The 20,345-nt window shown below is 33.9% G+C and carries 18 protein-coding genes and 2 pseudogenes; 6 read left to right on the plus strand and 14 right to left on the minus strand.

The genetic code is table 11. The annotated features are described in order from the left end of the window. Positions 1-56: 56 nt before the first annotated feature. The 5 genes from AB4865_RS09580 to AB4865_RS09600 all read right to left on the minus strand — a co-directional run bounded on the left by AB4865_RS09580 (position 57) and on the right by AB4865_RS09600 (position 5,096). Positions 57-1,130: a peptidylprolyl isomerase gene (locus AB4865_RS09580; RefSeq protein WP_372473040.1), complete on the minus strand. Its 1,074-nt coding sequence runs from the start codon at positions 1,128-1,130 to the stop codon at positions 57-59. Beyond that, positions 1,130-2,278, minus strand: coding sequence for a peptidylprolyl isomerase (locus tag AB4865_RS09585; RefSeq protein WP_372473041.1), 1,149 nt, complete (start codon positions 2,276-2,278; stop codon positions 1,130-1,132). The genes AB4865_RS09580 and AB4865_RS09585 overlap by 1 nt, the downstream gene beginning before the upstream one ends. Beyond that, positions 2,275-2,829, minus strand: coding sequence for a gliding motility-associated peptidyl-prolyl isomerase GldI (gene gldI, locus AB4865_RS09590; RefSeq protein WP_372473042.1), 555 nt, complete (start codon positions 2,827-2,829; stop codon positions 2,275-2,277). The genes AB4865_RS09585 and gldI overlap by 4 nt, the downstream gene beginning before the upstream one ends. A gap of 130 nt (positions 2,830-2,959) precedes the next feature. Further along, positions 2,960-4,021 (minus strand): nucleoid-associated protein, encoded by a 1,062-nt coding sequence (locus tag AB4865_RS09595; RefSeq protein ID WP_372473043.1) that lies wholly within the window; start codon positions 4,019-4,021, stop codon positions 2,960-2,962. A gap of 211 nt (positions 4,022-4,232) precedes the next feature. Further along, a complete protein-coding gene (locus AB4865_RS09600; protein WP_372473044.1) occupies positions 4,233-5,096 on the minus strand; it encodes an RNA polymerase sigma factor RpoD/SigA in 864 nt (287 codons plus the stop codon). Positions 5,097-5,221: 125 nt separating this feature from the next. Here AB4865_RS09600 and brnQ point away from each other — a divergent pair, with 125 nt between their 5' ends. The 6 genes and pseudogenes from brnQ to AB4865_RS09630 all read left to right on the plus strand — a co-directional run bounded on the left by brnQ (position 5,222) and on the right by AB4865_RS09630 (position 12,431). Further along, positions 5,222-6,502, plus strand: a complete 1,281-nt coding sequence (brnQ, locus tag AB4865_RS09605) for a branched-chain amino acid transport system II carrier protein (protein WP_372473045.1) — start codon at positions 5,222-5,224, stop codon at positions 6,500-6,502. 9 nt (positions 6,503-6,511) lie between these two features. Further along, entirely contained in the window at positions 6,512-7,516 is a 1,005-nt protein-coding gene (locus tag AB4865_RS09610) for a bifunctional oligoribonuclease/PAP phosphatase NrnA (protein ID WP_372473046.1), read from the plus strand. 21 nt (positions 7,517-7,537) lie between these two features. After that, a complete protein-coding gene (locus tag AB4865_RS09615) occupies positions 7,538-7,825 on the plus strand; it encodes a DUF493 family protein (protein ID WP_372473047.1) in 288 nt (95 codons plus the stop codon). Between the two features lie 15 nt (positions 7,826-7,840). After that, entirely contained in the window at positions 7,841-8,614 is a 774-nt protein-coding gene (locus AB4865_RS09620) for a DUF4290 domain-containing protein (RefSeq protein WP_372473048.1), read from the plus strand. After that, positions 8,614-9,923 (plus strand): annotated as a pseudogene (gene murA, locus AB4865_RS09625) (UDP-N-acetylglucosamine 1-carboxyvinyltransferase). The gene AB4865_RS09620 and the pseudogene murA overlap by 1 nt, the downstream one beginning before the upstream one ends. Positions 9,924-10,049: 126 nt before the next feature. After that, positions 10,050-12,431, plus strand: coding sequence for a TonB-dependent receptor domain-containing protein (locus tag AB4865_RS09630; protein WP_372473049.1), 2,382 nt, complete (start codon positions 10,050-10,052; stop codon positions 12,429-12,431). 114 nt (positions 12,432-12,545) lie between these two features. On the opposite strand, the gene AB4865_RS09635 is transcribed toward AB4865_RS09630, so the two are convergent. The 9 genes and pseudogenes from AB4865_RS09635 to AB4865_RS09675 form a co-directional block, all read right to left on the minus strand. After that, a complete protein-coding gene (locus AB4865_RS09635) occupies positions 12,546-13,028 on the minus strand; it encodes a hypothetical protein (protein ID WP_372473050.1) in 483 nt (160 codons plus the stop codon). A 66-nt stretch (positions 13,029-13,094) separates the two neighbouring features. Then, positions 13,095-13,469: a hypothetical protein gene (locus AB4865_RS09640; RefSeq protein ID WP_372473051.1), complete on the minus strand. Its 375-nt coding sequence runs from the start codon at positions 13,467-13,469 to the stop codon at positions 13,095-13,097. Positions 13,470-13,597: 128 nt separating this feature from the next. Beyond that, positions 13,598-14,866 (minus strand): hypothetical protein, encoded by a 1,269-nt coding sequence (locus tag AB4865_RS09645; RefSeq protein ID WP_372473052.1) that lies wholly within the window; start codon positions 14,864-14,866, stop codon positions 13,598-13,600. 501 nt (positions 14,867-15,367) lie between these two features. Then, positions 15,368-17,056: an energy-dependent translational throttle protein EttA gene (ettA, locus tag AB4865_RS09650; RefSeq protein ID WP_372473053.1), complete on the minus strand. Its 1,689-nt coding sequence runs from the start codon at positions 17,054-17,056 to the stop codon at positions 15,368-15,370. 34 nt (positions 17,057-17,090) lie between these two features. Continuing rightward, the gene (mnhG, locus tag AB4865_RS09655) at positions 17,091-17,468 is read right to left on the minus strand and encodes a monovalent cation/H(+) antiporter subunit G (protein WP_372473054.1); all 378 of its coding nucleotides are present in this window, start codon (positions 17,466-17,468) and stop codon (positions 17,091-17,093) included. Beyond that, positions 17,461-17,738 (minus strand): annotated as a pseudogene (locus AB4865_RS09660) (monovalent cation/H+ antiporter complex subunit F). The gene mnhG and the pseudogene AB4865_RS09660 overlap by 8 nt, the downstream one beginning before the upstream one ends. 132 nt (positions 17,739-17,870) lie before the next feature. After that, positions 17,871-18,350, minus strand: coding sequence for a Na+/H+ antiporter subunit E (locus AB4865_RS09665; RefSeq protein WP_372473055.1), 480 nt, complete (start codon positions 18,348-18,350; stop codon positions 17,871-17,873). A gap of 14 nt (positions 18,351-18,364) precedes the next feature. Then, complete coding sequence (locus AB4865_RS09670; RefSeq protein ID WP_372473056.1) at positions 18,365-19,870, minus strand: proton-conducting transporter membrane subunit; 1,506 nt, start codon at positions 19,868-19,870, stop codon at positions 18,365-18,367. Positions 19,871-19,991: 121 nt separating this feature from the next. Beyond that, a complete protein-coding gene (locus AB4865_RS09675; RefSeq protein ID WP_372473057.1) occupies positions 19,992-20,345 on the minus strand; it encodes a Na+/H+ antiporter subunit C in 354 nt (117 codons plus the stop codon).

Below are 20,345 nucleotides of genomic sequence, written 5' to 3' on the forward strand. Positions count from 1 at the left end.
TACTTTGTACTTAGTTTTTTCTTTTATAAAACATTTTTTGTTTTCAATCAAATCAATTATTTTACAATCTGAATCAAAAACACTAAAGGAGTATTTGGTGGAATTACATTTCCAGAGCCATTTTCTCCATAAGCTAAATGTGCTGGAATAAATACATAGGCTTTGTCATTGTAGTTTAATTGCTCAATTCCTTCGATAAATCCCGGAATCAAACCTTGTTTTTCTCCGTATTTAAAAGGAAATGGTTCATATCCTCCTTGCATTTCACGTGCATTTACATACTGATTGTTTTGTTTTGCAATGTCAACGATATTACTATCAAACAATACACCGTTTTCAAAATATCCTGCATAATATACTTTGATTACATCACCTGGAGAAGGCTTTTCCCCTGTACCTTTTTCTGCAACATAGTAACTAACACCAGAAGACAATTTTGTTGCTTTTGCTTTGAAATCTTTCAATTCATTGGCAACTCTATCTGTCAATCCTTCCAAATCTTTTGCTGCTTTTACACTTTTTTCTTTTTGAACTTGTTGTTGTTTTGTAAATACTTTTGCTGCATCAAATTGTTTTGCTTCTTCGCCTACTCTGATGATTTTAACCGTTTTAATTACATCTTCCTGAACTATTTTGTTTACCACATCTTGACCTTCTACCACTTTTCCAAACACGGTGTGCATACCGTCTAAATGTGGAGTTTCTTTGTGAGTGATAAAAAATTGAGAACCATTAGTTCCAGGTCCAGCATTTGCCATAGACAAAATTCCAGCTCCGTCGTGTTTTAATGTTTCTACAATTTCGTCTTCAAATTGAAAACCTGGTCCTCCCATTCCACTTCCTTCTGGGTCTCCACCTTGAATCATAAAATCTGCAATCACTCGGTGAAATTTCAAACCGTCATAAAACGGAGTATTTTTATATTTTTCAGCTACCAAAGGATGCGTTCCTTCTGCCAAAGCTACAAAATTGGCAACTGTCATCGGTGTTTCTTTGTAAAACAACTCAGTAACTATTGTTCCTCGATTGGTTGTAAATTCGGCATACAAACCGTCTTTTAAATCATGATTTTTCTTACATGATACCATAAATAGGGTAAAAATCCCTAATAATAACGCTAATTTTCTCATTATTTTTTGATTATTTGAATTTCGAAATACAAGGTAGAATTTGGCGGAATAATTTTCATATCTCTATCTCCATATCCTATTTTACTTGGGATAATCAATAAAGCTTTGTCTCCGTAATTTAATTGATGAATTCCTTCCAAAAATCCAGGAATCAAACCGTCATTTCTTCCATATTTAAAAGGAAAAGGTTCATATCCATTGTTGATTTTTCGTTTTGAATCAAATTTTTTATTTTCAGCAGCAACTACATCTACATTTGAATCAAACAATGTTCCGTCAGACAAATATCCTGAATATGCAATCCAAACGTCTTCTCCATTTTTTGGTTTTACATTAGTTCCTTTTTCCAAAACTTTCATCTTCAAACCGGATGGACGTGCTACTAATTCACGTTCCATTTGTTCAAAATAATTTCTCTTTACAACTTCTTTTTTAGCCAATTCATCTTTGGTTATTGAATCTGAAATATTTGACAACCGTTTTGCCTCTTCTTTTAAAACTTCTCTTTTACTTTCCAATTTAGCTTTTTGTTCTGTAGCTTTTTTATCCATTGCTTCAAAATGCTCTAAAAACACTTTTTCTGCCTTAAATTTTTCTGCTTTTTGTCCGACTCTTGTAATAATTACTTTTTTCATCACATCGTCTTGTTTGATAGCATCTACCACTTCTTGTCCTTTCATTACAAAGCCAAAAACTGTGTGTTTTCCATCCAACCAAGGCGTTTCTTTGTGAGTGATAAAAAATTGTGAACCATTGGTTTTAGGGCCTGCATTTGCCATGGAAAGCACTCCCGCTTTGTCGTGTTTTAATTCTGGAACGATTTCGTCTGTAAAACGATATCCAGGATTTCCAGCTCCAGTACCCGTTGGATCACCTCCTTGTATCATAAAATTGGCTATCACTCGGTGAAATTTCAATCCATCATAAAATGGTTTTCCTGCATATTTTGCTTCCACTTTTGGATGATTTCCCTCTGCCAATGCCACAAAATTGGCAACTGTCATCGGAGTTTGCTCTGCTGTCAATTTTACAATAATATCTCCTTTTGTCGTTTGAAAAGTAGCATAAACCCCTTCTCCAAATTCTTTTTGTGCAAATGCACCAATGCTTGTTCCCAATGCCAAGCAAATCATAGCAATTTTTTTCATTCGTTATTTTTTTTGATTGATTTTACTTTTATCGTCATTATAATAGGCGTGTTGGCACCTATTTTATTTTTATCTCCCACCGAACCATACGCCATAGTCGATGGCAACAAACATTTGATTTCTTCGTTTGTTCTCATCCCCTTGACTGCATTTCGCAAACCTGATACCACTTCTTGTTTATCGACAACATATTCTTTAGGTTGCGTTTGTTGAAAATCATAAATCAGTTGATTTTCAAAGTTTTCTATTTTATAATCCAACTGCACTACATCGCCCGATTGGATTTTAATCGTGTCTTTTTCGTTTTTCTGAATATAACTAAACCAAAATCCGGCGGTAGATTCTTTGTATTGTAGTGTACTGTCTTTTTTGATATAATCCAAAATCAATTGTTCTTCCTCCGAAACAAATTCTTTATTTCGTTGGATAGATTCCTTTATATATTCACCCGAACTATAAGAAATAGGCTTTCTTGGTTGTTCTTTTTCTTTACAGGAAATAATACTCATCAAAGCAAAAATTACTGTAATTTTATAGGTAGTTTTTATCATTGGTAAAAATAATTTCTTTGTTTATCAATTGCAAAAATAAAAGAATTATCATTAAATCATTTTAAATATCAACGAAATAAACATAAAAAACCTAGAAAATTTCACTATTTCCGAGGTTTTCCTTTAAAATTTAATTACTTTTTTGTTCTTTGTTAAAATACACCAAATAGTAATACATTTGACGCTCTTCGTCCCAACCTTTTTCCAAAAATTTTTCAGCAGATTCTGGATTTACAAAATCCAATTTGATTTGCACATTTGTATCCAAGTTGATGACATTTTTGATCTTCTTTCTCATATCCGAAACGGCATTATTGGCAATTGGGAATGATGATAAATCTTCGATGCTGTATCTTTCGGCTCTATCGGTTTTATAATTTTTAAATTCGGCTCTAATATCCGGATTGTCAATAACTTCATTAATGAAATTATCCTCCTGAAACTCATCATTTTTTGCAAAATAATTTACCGAACGGTTCATAAACATCACCTCTTCCTTTTTGTCTTCGGCAGGTAAAACCACATCTTTAGCAAAATCTTGAACAAACTTCAAATATTTTTTGGTTTTGAAATTTTCATCTTCAAAGGTATCTATCGAGAGGAAGTGTTCCAACCAGTAACGTGCATCGTAACGATTGCTATCTACAGACAAAATTTTGTATCCTTCTTCTTTCAAATAGTTGAAAATAATACATCCTTTGTCCAATTTTGACAAATTGATACCTTGTTGTAATATCATATCGAGATTTACCCCTTTTTCTTCAAATTGCAAAAAGTCTGATTTCAATTCGCTTTTAAAAATTCCAATTGCATCCACTTGCTGATTATCAATAGACAAATGCGTCAAATAGGTTACATAGACTTCACCGTTTTTGATGTGAGGATGATTGGATTGGTCAAATAAATGTTTGGTGATTTTTTTAGAAACCTCGTGAATCAAACTTGGATTGGCAAAAATTTCATTAGCAAATTTGAACATTTCGTTGTATTCCAAATCCACATCATGTGCAAATTGGTAGTAATTTTCCTCTTTTTCTCTAAACGGTTTAAAGAAATATTCTTTCAACAATGGTGCAACCTCATCCGTCAAAGTAACAGGATTTTCCGAAAGAAAAAACTCTTCGTTTCTGCTTTTATTTCCTACTCTATGGATAGAAAGTGATTCTATTTGCGTATTGAATAAATTAATCATTTTTTGTTTTATTTTTTTAGTTTAAAAAATTAAAATTCAATAAGTTAAAAACATTTTCAACTATTAAAAATGTTTAGCAAAGGTAAAATGAAAAGACGATAGATACAAATGAAAAACAGTTGCAGTTTAAAAATTATTTTCATATAAGAAAAAAAACTGCCCCAAAAAAATCGAGCAGTTTTCAAAATAATTTAAATAAATATGGAAAAACTTATCCTAAATATGTTTTCAAGATTTTACTTCTCGAAGTGTGTTTCAATCTCCTGATTGCTTTTTCTTTAATTTGTCGAACGCGTTCTCTTGTCAAATCGAAAGTTTCTCCGATTTCTTCCAAAGTCATTGCGTGTTGGTCTCCTAATCCAAAATACAAACGTACTACATCGGCTTCACGAGGTGTCAATGTTTCCAATGCACGTTCGATTTCTGTACGCAACGATTCGTGAATCAATTCTCTATCTGGATTTGGTGATTCTCCACTACGCAATACGTCGTACAAATTTGAATCTTCTCCCTCCACCAACGGAGCATCCATAGACAAATGACGACCAGAGTTTTTCAACGACTCTTTTACGTCGTTTACAGTCATATCCAATTCTTTAGCAATTTCTTCTGCTGAAGGCGGACGTTCGTGTGCTTGTTCTAACGATGCGTAAGTTTTATTGATTTTATTAATCGAACCGATTTTATTTAAAGGCAATCGTACGATACGAGATTGCTCTGCCAATGCAGATAAAATCGACTGGCGAATCCACCATACAGCGTAGGAAATAAATTTAAATCCACGTGTTTCATCAAATCTTTGAGCTGCTTTTATCAATCCTAAATTTCCTTCATTAATCAAATCGGGCAATGTCAACCCTTGATTTTGATATTGTTTAGCAACTGACACTACAAAACGCAAATTGGCTTTTGTCAATTTTTCCAAAGCTCTTTGGTCACCTGCTTTTATGCGTTGTGCTAAATCTACTTCTTCGTCGGCTGTAATCAAATCTACTTTTCCTATTTCTTGCAGGTATTTGTCCAACGAAGCCGTTTCTCTATTGGTTACCTGTTTGGTAATTTTTAATTGTCTCATTGTGTTTTTTTCTACTTATATCTGAATCTTTACTTTGTTATACGACAAAATCGAAAAAATGTTACACTTTTTTGAATATTTTTTATTTTTTCCTATCTTGTCATCTCGATTTAAAATTTAATTGTATGAAAAAAATAAAACTTTCTATTGTTTTGCCCTTAGGATTAGCACTTTTTGCTATGTTTTTTGGTGCAGGAAATCTCATATTACCTCCTTTTATTGGTATGCAAGTTACCGATCAATGGCTGTATGCACTAATTGGATTTACACTTACTGGCATTATAGCTCCTTTTTTAGGTGTATGGGTAGTGGCAAAAAATGGTATAGATTTTACTGATTTAGGAAAACATACCCATCCTAATATTGTGTGGACATTAGCCGCTGCAATTATTTGGTGTATAGGCCCTTTGGTTGCGATTCCTCGTACTGGTGCTACTACCTACGAAATAGCAATAAAACCTTTTGCACCTGAAATTTCTCCTACTATCGGAGCGATTATTTTCTTTGTCATTACATTTTTATTATCATTATCTCCCTCAAGAATTGTGGACATTATTGGTAAAATACTCACTCCAGTTTTAGTAATTTTATTACTGATACTCATATTTTTAGGCATCACCACTGGCTATAGTAATAGCATTAGCTCAATCATTACTCCTATTCAGAGTTTTCAATACAGCTTTATCGAAGGATACCAAACTCTGGATGTTATAGCTTCGGTTGTATTTGCAGGAATTATCATCTCATCACTAGTACATAAAGGCTATACAAGTATAAACGAAAGAGAAAAATCTGTTTTTTATGCAGGGATTATCGCTATTGTGTGTTTGTTTTTGATTTATGGAGGATTGATTTATATCGGAAGCCATTATCAAATAGAAGACATCACACGTACGGAATTGTTAATGAAAATTTCTTATGACATATTGGGAACTTACGGTAGCTATGCGATATCAATTGCTATAGCTTTGGCATGTTTTACTACAGCTATTGCATTGACCGACGCTTTTGCTACATTTATGACAAGATTGACAAACAACAAAATTCCACGAATATTTTATCTGACCGTTTGTTGTTTGATTTCAACATATTTTGCAATAATGGGTGTAGATAATATCATCACCTATGCCGGAGGTTTATTGCTATTTGTATATCCAATAGCATTTGTAATGATATTGACTATTTTGTTTTTTGGAAGATTCATCAAATCAAAAATCCCATACAATACAGCAATCATCGTATGTGGATTGCTTTCTCTATGGAATCTAATCAATTCATTTTTAGACGAAAATCATTTATTAGTTAGCTCAAAAAATTACCTCCCACTCAATGATTTACAATTAGAATGGATTCTCCCATCATTTTTAGCGTTTGGGATTGGTGTATTATTAGATAAAAAGTTGTAATTTTACAGCATGAATACAAATGATTATACTCAATTAAAAGATTTATTATCTCAACCAAAGAAAATTGCAATTATTCCTCATAGAAACCCCGATGGTGATGCCTTGGGTTCTTGCTTAGGATTGTATCATATACTTTGTCAACTCAATCATCAGGTTAGTGTAGTTTCGCCAAATGAATTTCCTGAATTTATTGCTTGGCTACCTGATGCTGATAAAATCAAAATGTTTGAAAAAAACATTGATGAATGCCAACATATTTTATCTAATTCTGACATTATCTTTACTTTAGATTTCAACGCTTTGCATCGTACAGGCGAACAAATGGAGTCGTATTTGCAATCGCTCGACAAAACGTTTGTCATGCTAGACCACCATCAAATGCCTGATGATTACGCAACCTATACTCTATCGGATACGAGTTTTGGTTCAACTTGCGAGTTGCTATACAACTTTATAGTAAATCTTGGGTACAAAGATCTAATAAACAAAACGGTTGGAACTTGTATCTACACAGGTATTGTTACAGATTCGGGGTCTTTTCGATTTGTAAAAACCACTGGAAACACTCATCGAGTGGTAGCCGAATTAATTGATCTTGGAGTTGAAAACACAAATATTCACGATTTTCTTTCTTGTAATAGCTCTATCAGCAGATTACAATTGCTCAGTCGAGCTTTAAACAATTTGAAAATCCTTCCATCAAAAGGTGTTGCTTATACTTATTTGACTCAAAAAGATTTGAATGAATGCAATTTCCAAAAGGGAGATACGGAAGGAATCGTCAATTATGGTTTATCATTAAAAGACATTCAGATGGCTGTTATTTTTATTGAAAATGAAAACGAAAGTGTTATCAAAATTTCGTTCCGTTCAAAAGGAGATTGTGATGTAAATAATTTTGCAAGATCTTATTTCAACGGTGGCGGACATATCAATGCCGCCGGAGGAAAATCTATGGAATCACTAACTGAAACTTTAGATAGATTTGAAAAAATCATAAATGAACGTTTTTAATTTTCTTTTAAATTAAACAAAATGAATCAAGAAGCACAAGAATTTTATAGCAGATTGAAAGAAGAAATCGAAAAATCTGTAACCAAATGGCCAGCGGAATATTTATATAAATTTATCGTACCTAATAAAAAGAAAAACATAGATACGATGAATAAAATATTTGATTGCACAGGTGCCGTAATTCAAACAAAATTATCAAAATCTGGCACTTACACTTCGTTTTCAATTAGTGTTTCTATGCCAAATGCAAACGAAATCATCAAAAAATATCAAGAGGTTTCTGTAATCGAAGGAATCGTATCTCTTTAATACTCTATTATATCTATGAATAAAAAAGAAATTGTATCCAAATTAGAATATAATTCTCAACGACCACCATTGATTTTGCCAGAATACGGTAGAATGTTTCAAAAAATGGTACAAAAAATCGCTCAAACTCCCGATAGAGAGGAAAGAAACAAGGCTGCTAAATATGCCATTGTCATCATGGGAGATTTAAACCCTCACTTGAGAAACATTCCAGAATATCAACACAAATTATGGGATCAATTGTTTGCAATGGCAGATTTTGATATCGATATAGACTCTCCTTTTGACATTCCGAGTAGAGAAAGTGTAAAAGTTGAGCCTGTTATGCTTGACTATCCACAACAAAAACCTAAATATAGATATTATGGAAACAATATCAAAGCCATGATAGACGAAGCTGTAAAATGGGAAGATAGCGAGAAAAAAGAAGGTTTGATTTGGACTATTGCCAATCACATGAAAAAATGTTACCTCAATTGGAACAAAGATACTGTGGATGATGAAACGATATTCAACCATTTATACGAATTATCTAATGGAAAAATCAATTTACTTGATGAAAATGAAACTCTTTCTTCAGTACAGAAATTAATTCATGTTACTAAAAGACAAAGTAATAAAGCTACTTTTACTCCTCAAAATAGAAACCAAAATAGTACAAGTAGTTCAAATCAAAGCAATTATCAAGCAAATCAACGCAATCATCAAACCTATCGAAACAAAAAAAACAACAACAATCAAAACAATACTAATAGAAATTTTCACACCAATAAGAACAAACAATCATAATGGGTACTTTTAAAATTCAAGGAGGCATTTCGTTAAAAGGAGAAGTGCAACCTCAAGGAGCTAAAAACGAAGCCTTGCAAATACTTTGTGCTGTATTACTTACTGATGAAGTGGTAACAATTCACAACATTCCCGATATTATTGACATTAACAAACAAATTGCTTTGTTGGAAAAATTTGGAGTGAAAGTAAACAAAATTGCCCCAAATAGTTATACCTTTCAAGCAGATAATGTAAACCTTGAATACCTTGAATCTGAATCATTTAAAGAAGAAGGTAAAGCCTTGAGAGGTTCGATTATGTTGGTTGGTCCTTTACTGGGAAGATTTCATAAGGGGTATATTCCTAAACCTGGTGGGGATAAAATCGGTCGTCGTAGATTAGATACTCATTTTGAAGGTTTTATAAATTTGGGGGCTACTTTCCGCTATAACAAAGAGGAATATTTCTACGGAGTGGATGCTCCAAATGGTCTAACTGGAACTTATATGCTACTCGATGAAGCATCGGTAACTGGTACAGCAAATATCTTAATGAGTGCAGTATTGGCAAAAGGCACTACTACTATCTATAATGCTGCTTGCGAACCTTATATCCAACAATTGTGTAAAATGCTCAATGCAATGGGAGCAAAAATCACAGGAATCGGTTCCAATTTATTGGTTATAGAAGGGGTTAAAAAATTAGCTGGATGTACGCATACGATTTTACCTGATATGATCGAAATTGGTTCATGGATTGGTTTGGCTGCGATGACACAAAGTGAAATCACTATAAAAAATGTAGGTTGGGAACATTTAGGTATCATTCCATCTGCTTTTCAAAAATTGGGAATTACAATCGAAAAAAAAGGAAATGACATTTATATTCCTCCTCATATCAACGGATACGAAATCCAAAACTATATCGACGGCTCTATCTTGACTATGGCAGATGCTCCGTGGCAGGATTAACTCCTGATTTGTTGAGTATCATTTTGGTAGTGGCAACACAAGCGAGAGGTGAAGTTTTGATTCACCAAAAAATGTTTGAATCTCGATTGTTTTTCGTAGACAAACTTATCGACATGGGTGCAAAAATCATTTTATGTGACCCTCACCGAGCGGTTATCATTGGACATGACTTCAAATCACAGTTGAAAGCAACCAAAATGTCATCTCCAGATATCAGAGCAGGTATCTCATTGTTGATTGCTGCTCTGTCTGCAAAAGGCGAAAGCACGATTCAAAACATCGAACAAATCGACAGAGGCTACGAACAAATCGACGAAAGATTGCGTGCTTTAGGTGCTAAAATTGAAAGAGTCTAATTATTTTTATTATACTGACTTCGCTTTTTCTTGTCACGTAGATTCTTAAATTTTATTTCATTTATCTATGCTTTCTTATACTTAAACAACTGATAATGTAAAAATAATACCCTAAACTTTTAATCTATGAAGAAAATAATAATTATATATTTGCTATTTATTAACTTTAGTTGCTTAGCACAAAAGGCAACTGTTTCAGGAAGAATACTAGAAAATAACAGCAAAGAAGAAATGATGTTTGTTGAAATTTCTCTTTCTTCTTTAGATGAAAAACAAACAACGCTTCATCTTATTACAGATGAAATGGGACGCTTTACCTTTGAAAATGTTACCTTTGGAAATTATAATCTTACAATAAAATATTTTGGATATCAAACAATTACAAAAACATTCAAGTTCAATCTGTTACAACAAGATTTAGGAGACTTTTATCTTTCGACGGATGCAGAAGAATTAAACGAAATTATAATCGATGGTAGAAAAGCAGCTTTCTCCTATCAAGTGGATAGAAAAACCATCAATGCGGCGGCTTTTCCAGAGGCTACCAATGCTATAGATTTGCTAACTAATGTTCCTTCGCTACAAGTGAGCGTAGATGGGAAAGTTACCTATCGCGAAGGCGGTACGTTTGTGGTGTACATCAACGGAATTATCGCCAAAGATGGACAAGAACGCCTTCGCACACTTGAGGCTTCGCAAATTGAAAAAATTGACATCATTACCAATCCTTCGGCTAAATATAGTGCTTCGGGTACGGCGGGAATTATCCGTGTACTGCTGAAAAAGAACAAATTAGAAGGCTATGCTATCAATCTTACTACCGATTTTAATACCTTGGGACACAAGCAATTCAGCTATTCCATTGACAAAAAAGGTAAAAAAGGTGGGTGGCATACTTCGGGAAGAATAGCCGATTATCATTGGGGCGACTATCATTCGCAGATGGTAAACAATATCTATCACCCAACAGGACAACGTTTTGAAACCTTGTTAGATACTGATTTCAAATCCAATAATAAGAATACCTTTATTGATTTTGGTTTTAATTATGACCTAACCGACAATGATTTGATTGATTTTTCAATAAGTTATAACCCTTTTCCTCAAAATGAAAATAAATTTGTAAAATCAAAAACTTCTGAACGGACATTTGATGCGACTAATACTTTACTTTCTTCGGAAGATTTTCAATTGAATAGACATTCTCAATTTGGATTTCAAATTTTGGGAGCCAATTTAGAGTATTCACACTTTTTCAACAAAGATAAATCTCACTTTTTGAAATTAAATTCAGGATATTCTTTTTTCATTGGGAATAGTAAAGAAATTTATAAAAATGAAATGATAACTTCCTCAGGAACAGAAGTGTTTGGAAAAAAGCAATTTGAGAAAAACGAGATATTTAGCTCGACAACTTTGGAGTACGAATTGCCTTTGACTGATACTACAAGCATCGAGGCTGGTGGCGAAATCGAAACTGACCACATTCCTGAAATTACTACCGAAAGTGGTTATTTCAATGGTGATGATATTGTACGAACTTCCGAATATGTATCTAATAATCAACTCATTAACTACAAACAAAATATTTATTCGGGTTATTTTACTTTCAAAAGTTCATTTGGCAAATTTGAGTATAAACTTGGGCTTCGTGCAGAACATACGGCACGGAATATATCCTATTCATTTGAAAATCAAAACAATGAAAGACAAAAAGACCATTTCAAGACAAACTTTACGGATTGGTTTCCATCGGTGCATTTGTTGTATAGTTTTTCAGAAGATAGCCAAATTAGTTGGAATTACAGCCGTCGCATTCAGCGTCCAGAATATTGGCGATTAGTTCCTGCCTTTGTTTGGGATGACAAATATACGTTTTCAACGGGAAATAGCCGTCTTTTGCCAAGTTATACTGATTCATATGAGTTGGCTTACAAGCGTTCATGGGGAAGAGATTATGTTTCGTTAGAGGTTTTTGCTCGTAATCAACGCGATATAATGAGTACTTTTGCAACCGTTTTTCACGATAATACATTGTTATTTACTCCAAAAAATGTAGGTTCGGCTTGGGCGATAGGTTCGGAATTGATGGCAGGTATGGATATTTTCAATTGGTGGAATGTAAATACTTCGTTCACAAGTTTTTATTACGATCAAGACCTTTCGGTAGATGGCAAACCGCATCGTTATAAACAATGGCGATACAATGCAAAAATGAATAATACGTTCAAACTTCCTCGTAACTTTTCGTTTCGACTCAATGCTGGATACCAATCGCCTACGATAGGCTTGCAAAAGGAAATAAACGGAATTTTCGTAGCTAATGCCTCGCTTACCAAAAGTTGGCAAAAAAATCGTTGGAGTTTGAGTGTTTTCGGCTCGAATATTTTTGATTCCAACCGCTACACGCAAATCAACACAGGCGAGAATTTCTTCATAAATACCAAAATAGCGAATCGTCCGTACGTAGGATTTACATTGAAATATCAGTTTAATAATCAGAAGTAGAATTGCTTACGTATTCCAAAAACAATATTTTAATTTTTTGCCTTTACCTAAAACTTAGGTAAAGGCAAAAAATATTTAACATTAACTTTATTTATCAATAAAAAGAAAGAAATCCTATACTTCTTCCCCATTTTCGTCTAAGTTTTCGGGATAAATGACCTTTCCAGTACCTGTTTTGATGGCATATTCGGTAAGCCATATATCAATCAGATTGAAGTGTTGTCTTGCCGCGTCATACGTATGGGTATCGTTGTAGCTCACCTCGTACGGCTCAAATTCGTAGCCGTTGCCATCTTGAGTGTAAAGCCTGATTTTGTCTTCCGATTGGTCGTATTCAAAATGATAAAATGAAGGTTGCCATACGCCGTTTGGGTCGTATTTTCCTTTACCATTGAGAGTTAAACGCGAACAGTTGTCGGCTGTTTCAGGACGGACTTGCAAACTATAATCGCCAAAATACAGAATAGAATTCTCATTTAGGTATTCGCTGGCGTATTTTTTTACCAAAGGACGCTCAAAAACCGCTTTGTATTTTTCAAGGGTAACATCTTGCAAATACAACTTGCGATAATGCACAATTTTTGAATATTCCCACATCAAATACTCCCACTGATGACGGAAAAACTCGTACGCATCAGGGAAATCTTCGGGGGTAACATAATATCAATCTTCTTCATTTATCCTACGAAATTGCACCGCAAAATCGCTTTCGTTATCGGCAACTATCGCAAAATCTTGATTTTGTTGAAAATACACTGCCCATATATCTTCGTTTATCGATTTATGAATGCGGACAAAAATATGATCACGCCAGTATTCCAATCGTATTTTTTCATCGTCAATAACATTTGCCATAAGTGGAAAATAATCCGTATTGGCAAAACGTTTGAGATTTTCTAAAGAAATTTCTTTATTAGGAAACAAAAATGGTATCTGCTCCCATTGTTCCATTTCTTCAACCAAATCCATAGAATATCTGCCATAATTTGGCATATCTGGATAATCGCTGTCTTCGTAAACGCAATCCTCTGGTATCAAATGTTTTACATCTTGGTAATATTTTTCTTCAAATTGTGCATAATATATTGATTGTTAATTTATTCATTTTAATATTGGCAAATTACGATTTACTTCATCGGTTTGGCATTGACTCTGTGCCGTTATGATTATTTTATTTTTTTATACGAAAAAATCAATTCGCAACTTTTAACTTCCTTATTATCAACAAATCGAAAACATCGGACAGAAGCTGGTGTTTTTTTAGATTCTCCAAAATCCCATTCTCGGAAAATGTCTGCTTGAAACACTTCCGACTTCAGAAAATCGTGATAGGTATACACCACGCGTTCTAACGGAAAAATCTCGAGATCATAAGAAACTTGAGACACATCAAACTGAAGCAAATCGCCTTCTGAATCGTATTGATAATTGAACAACTGATATCCCTCTTCTCCATAATTATGTATCTTTTTTGTAATTATATTTTTGCCTTCATAGTATATATATTCCTCAGTAAGATAGCTCCAATCTTGGGTTTCTGGATTCCATTGGTACATTTCGGAATAAATAACCCGATTATCATCGTCAAGTTTCTCTCTCAGAGCCTGTTGCGGAATAATTTTTTGAGATGTTTCGTTCCAAACAAAAACTGAATCGAGCTGAACACCTTCTTTTTTGTCGGTAAAATGTGTTTTTTTGCCTTGTATTTGCCATTTGTTATTTTCCCACTTATAGTCCTCAATGATTTTTCCATTTTCAGAAGTTGTATGTACATATCGGACTTGGTTCACCCATTTTTTGGCAGTTTTATCCCAACTTGAATAGGTATCTTGATGAGTTTTCGGACTGATATAGTGCGTTTCTTTTCTCTCGGTATAGTGCATTTTTTGAGTTTCGGCATCATAATTTTGGGCAATGTACTTGACCTCTCTGCCTTTTTTGTCTGCATAAATGGTGGAAACATACACTTTTTTCCATTTTCCGTTATATAAATGATGGGTTGTGATAATGGTTTTCCTTTTGGTGCGTTTTTCCGTTACGGTTACGCCACCTTCTTCTTGATTTTCGTGTAAAGAAATATGTCCACTTCGGTGGTTTTCAGGGTCATTAAACGATTTTTGTCTAACAATCCAATCGCCAGTCAAACTATCCCATTCGCTTTCAATTCCCGAGCGGAACACGCCATCGAAGGTATATTCTCGTATATTTTTAATTTGTGTTTCATTGTCGATAATATTTCCTTTATGATGCTGAACGGAGGTTTCGATGATTCGTTTGTTTTGATAATCATACGCAAAATTTGACTTCTGCACATACGTAGTATCGTTTGTTTCTATATTGAAATAAGTCGATTTTGCTTCCAAAGGCTCATATTTATATTGTGCCGAAGCCAATAGACAGCTAAAAAGACCACATAGTACAACTGCTTTTTTCATTGTATTGATTTTAAAGATATTCTGATGCAAACATCGGAAAAATACAGCAATAAAGCCTCAAAAAAAGCGTTACAAAATATCTACATACAGTCAAAAAATGTATACAAAGTGTATATATACGCCCAGTTTTTCGGCGTTGAACCGCAAAAAATGGCGTTTATTTGGTTTCGGTCATTTCTCTGAAGAGCGTCTCTAAATTTTTGTTTTTCTGACGAAGCTGTAATATTTTGATTTGATTTTTTCGCACCTTTAGAAAAGATATAAACACTTAAAAATCATATAAATATTTTAATATATTTAAAACAAGTAAACTCCGAAATATGGCAAAAATGCTGAAAATTGAAGAATTATTTTTAAACTACAAAATTAGTTTCGTAGAGCATATAAGTTTTGATGTATTTAATACTAAATATTTTTTTTCCCTAAAAATGAACATTTTACAAATGTACCTCGTGAAAGAGTATAAAACTAAAGCCCATCAAATTGATGGGCTTTTTGATTTTATCTCACTAATTTTTTGTATTTAATTCTCGTTGGAGCAACATCTCCCAAGCGTTTTTTGCGGTTTTCTTCGTATTCTGAGAACGAACCTTCAAAGAAATATACCTGCGAATCTCCCTCAAATGCCAAGATATGCGTACAAACTCTATCCAAGAACCAACGGTCGTGGGAAATAATCACGGCACAACCTGCAAAGTTTTCCAAACCTTCTTCCAAGGCTCTCAGAGTATTAATGTCCAAATCGTTGGTAGGCTCATCGAGTAACAATACATTTCCTTCTTCCTTCAAGGTCATTGCCAAGTGCAAACGGTTGCGTTCACCACCCGATAAAGTTGCAACTTTTTTGTTTTGGTCGCTACCACCAAAGTTAAATCTCGATAGATAAGCTCTTGCGTTTACCTGTCTTCCGCCCATCATAATCAACTCTTGACCATCAGCAAAGTTTTCGTAAATTGATTTTTCAGGGTCGATGTTTTTATGCGTTTGATCTACATAGGCGATTTTTACAGTATTACCTACCAAAAATTCACCAGCATCTGGAGTTTGCTCGCCCATAATCATACGGAAAATAGTAGATTTACCCGCTCCATTTGGTCCAATAATTCCTACGATTCCCGCTTGTGGAAGGGTGAAATTCAAATTGTCGTACAACAATTTATCTCCAAAAGATTTGGCAACACCTTTAGCTTCGATAACATTGGTTCCCAATCGAGGTCCATTGGGAATGTAGATTTCCAATTTTTCCTCCAATTGTTTTTGGTCTTCGTTCAACAATCGGTCGTAATTTTGCAAACGAGCTTTTTGTTTTGTCTGACGACCTTTCGCACCTTGACGCACCCATTCCAACTCGCGTTCCAATGTTTTTCTGCGTTTTGATGCTGTTTTTTCTTCTTGTTCTAAGCGTTTTGCTTTTTGGTCAAGCCATGAAGAATAATTTCCTTTCCACGGAATACCTTCTCCACGGTCTAATTCCAATATCCATCCTGCCACATTGTCCAAAAAATAACGGTCGTGGGTTACAGCTATAATTGTTCCTTTGTATTGTTGTAAATGTTGCTCTAACCAGTGTACTGATTCTGCGTCTAAGTGGTTGGTAGGCTCGTCTAAAAGCAAAACATCAGGCTCTTGCAACAACAAACGACACAATGACACACGACGACGCTCACCACCCGAAAGCACAGAAATAGGCGTATTAGGTTCTGGACAACGCAAGGCATCCATGGCAACTTCCAATTTATTGTCGAGTTCCCATCCACCAGCCGCATCAATTTTGTCTTGCAATTCAGCTTGTTTGTCCATTAATTTTTGCATTTTGTCGGCATCTTCATACACTTCTGGCAATCCAAACATATCGTTAATTTTGTTGAATTCGTCCAAAGTAGCCACAATATCTGCCATACCTTCACGCACCACCTCAATTACGGTTTTATTTTCATCAAGTTGAGGTTCTTGTTCCAAATACCCTACGGTATATCCAGGAGCAAATACCACATCACCTTGGTAGTTTTTGTCCACACCTGCTATGATTTTCAACAACGAAGATTTACCCGAACCATTCAAGCCTAAAATACCAATTTTGGCACCGTAGAAAAAGCTCAAATAAATGTCTTTTAACACTGTTTTGTTGGTCGAAGAGTAGGTTTTACTCACTTTCGACATCGAAAAAATTACTTTTTTATCGTCTGACATAATGTTTTTATGTTGGTTTATATTTTATTTTTAATTAATTTATTTTTTTCTCCTCCTCTTCTTGATCTTTTACCGTTGTACAGAAACTATCTTCATCTTTGTTCATTTCGTCGATAATTGTATTTTTCCATAATTTAGTTCCATTGATATATGCTACTTTTCCTATCAAATATCCAGAAACAGGTGAGGTAATAAACAAGAAAAAGATAATCGCGATGGTTTTTGTAGTAACAGAAAACTCTGAAAAATACATCGCTACTGCCATCAGAATACAACCAATACCCAAAGTAGCTGCTTTGATGGTGACAGACAAACGAGAATAAAAATCAGGCATTTTTAGTATGCCAAAAGCGGCTACCAAAATAAAAATTGCACCGATTGTACTCAATATCATAATAAGAATATCAGTCATTTTTTTTACTTCTATAAAGGTAATACGAAAAAGCTACGGTACTCAAAAAGGCAATCAATGCCAAAATCATAGCCACATCCAAAAAATTATTATTGTTGGTTATCATACAAAATATACCGATAAAGCCAACACCTGCTGTAATAATCAAATCCAAGGCTATTACACGATCTACTATTTGAGGGCACCTTTGAAAAAGCGAATCAAAATTACGAGTATCGCTAGGCTCAACAAAGGCATGATTACATAGGTTAAATATTGTTCTACTGTCATAATTCATCTTATAATTTGAAAATGGGATGATTTGGAAATTTGGAAATAAATTAAAATAATTTTCAAATTCCTGTTCCACCTAATGCTGGATCAAAATTTCTGTCTCATCTAATACAGAATTCAAATTCCACTCTACCTTAAAATCTCAAGCAATTTTCGTTCTGTGCGAACTTTCATATTTCGTTTAAATTTTTCAATATCTTTCAGATACATCACATGAATATACATGTGTTTTTTATCTTTTGAAATATCCAAAACCAAAGTTCCTGGTGTCAAAGCAATGGTATTGGCAAACATCATAATTTCAAAATCTGTTACTGCGTCCATTTCGTATTTTATAACACCAGGTTTCATATAGTGGCGGGGTGTAATTACATCCAAAGATACCTGAATATTCGCTTTGAGCATATCAATAAAAAACGAAATAAAAAACGAAATAATCTTTGGCACTCGGGTAAAATAACTGGTCGTTCCTTTCTTTTGTCGATTTAAAAACCACAAAATAAAAAACGCTAATATAAATCCAAATCCAAAATTTACATAGTTGAGCTGCCCTGTCAAAGCTACCCAAATCAATGCTAATAATAGGTTTAATAAAAATGTTTGAAGCATAGTCTTTCTTAAGTTTATTTCTGCAACACCGCCTTTATATAAATCTCTTTATTTTTAATTTCATAGGCGGTTTTTTCTGACAATTCCATTACACGATCGGCATTAAATCCAATATATAATGATGTAACGGCTAAAAAAACGATGGGAAACATCAAGGCAACTTTTTTTACCATAGGAATTGGTTCGTAATGGTCAATTTCTTCCGTCAGTGGTTTTGGAGATTCTTTCCAAAAGGCTTCAATCCAAAATCTGATAACTACAAATAATGTAACGAAACTTGCCAAAATAAACAACACCAACAATATCCATTGTGAGGCTTTGAACGATTCTTGCAAAAACAAAATCTTTGGCCAAAATCCTGAAAAAGGCGGAATACCAATCAATGAGAAAAATACCAATGCCGCCGTAAGCGAAAATTTTGGATAATCTTTCAACAATCCTCCCAAACGCGTCATATCAGTCGTTTCACGGATTTTTGCAATGATTCCTGTGATCATAAACATATTACTTTTCACAATCACATCGTGAATCAAATAAAAAATCACCGCAGCAAATGCCCAATCTGTATAAAGTCCGATTCCTGCAATCAAATAACCAATGTGACACACAATCAAATAGGACATCAATCGACGAATATTTTTCTTGTTGATTGTACCAAAAATTCCTGTCAGCATAGTCATAATCGCTATGATGATAAATAAATTTAAGGTAAAATCATCCGGCTCAAACATTATGGTAAACACTCGAATCATTGCATAAACTCCCATTTTGGTCAATAATCCTCCGAAGATAGACGCAATTGCCGAAGGTGGTGTGTGATACGACGATGGCAACCAAAAATACAAAGGAAATATTGCCGATTTGATACCAAATCCTATAAAAAATAATAAAGAAGTTACAGATATCAAACCTCTATTTTCTATAGCATTGATTTTTAAAGAAATATCTGCAATATTCAATGTACCTGTTATTCCATATAAAACTCCAATAGCTGTAAGAAAAATAGCAGAAGCTAAAATATTCATGGTTACATATTTTATCGCTCCTTCCATCTGCATCTTCTTCCCTCCTACTGTCAAAAGGATAAAAGAGGATATAATAACCACCTCAAACCATACATACAAATTGAAAATATCACCAGTCAAAAATGCTCCAATCAAGCCCATAATCAACAAGTGAAAAGTAAAGAAATATCCATATTTGATTCGACTTTCGTTGAGAGCAGCTGTTGAATAAATTCCCACAGCAAGCGAAACAAATGCTGTCAATAAGACCATAATCGCACTAAAAGTATCTGAAATAAAAATAATTCCAAACGGTGCTTTCCAGTTTCCTACTTGCAACAATAAATGTTCGTTTTTTAATGTATGTTGAAACAAACGAATGCAAAACAAAAAAGCAATCGAATTTCCAGCTACACTAATGATTTTTTGCGTGGTTACCCTTTGCCAAAAAAACAAAAGTAATATGGCTGTAAGCAAATGAATTAATATAGGTGCTAATATAAAATTTGTTGTCATGTATGTTTTTACTTTATTTCTTAAATTTTTAAGTTGTTCTAATCATTATGCGATACAACCTTTGTCAAACTACCAATTTACAGATAATTTTTATATTTTAAAATCAAACAACTTTTTTATATCAAATATCCAAATCCTGAATATTCAACGAGTCCAAATCGTCTTTCCCAGTGAGTGTATGTGCTTTTTTCAACAATACAACAGCAAAAGCAGACAAGGCAAAACTGATAACAATAGCTGTCAAAATCAACGCTTGTGGCACTGGATCGGCATAAATATCAATAAACGTTTTATGTTTTTCATCGATAATCGGTGCTTTTCCTCGTACGATTCCACTCATCAAAAAAATCAAAATATTAGCTCCATTTCCCAATAAAATGATTCCTACGAGTAATTTCACCATACTTCGTCGTAGCATCATATAAATTCCCGACGAGTACAATACACCTACTAATATTACTAATAATAACTCCAT

The sequence above is a fragment of the Capnocytophaga sp. ARDL2 genome (genome assembly GCF_041530365.1).
Classification (GTDB): domain Bacteria; phylum Bacteroidota; class Bacteroidia; order Flavobacteriales; family Flavobacteriaceae; genus Flavobacterium.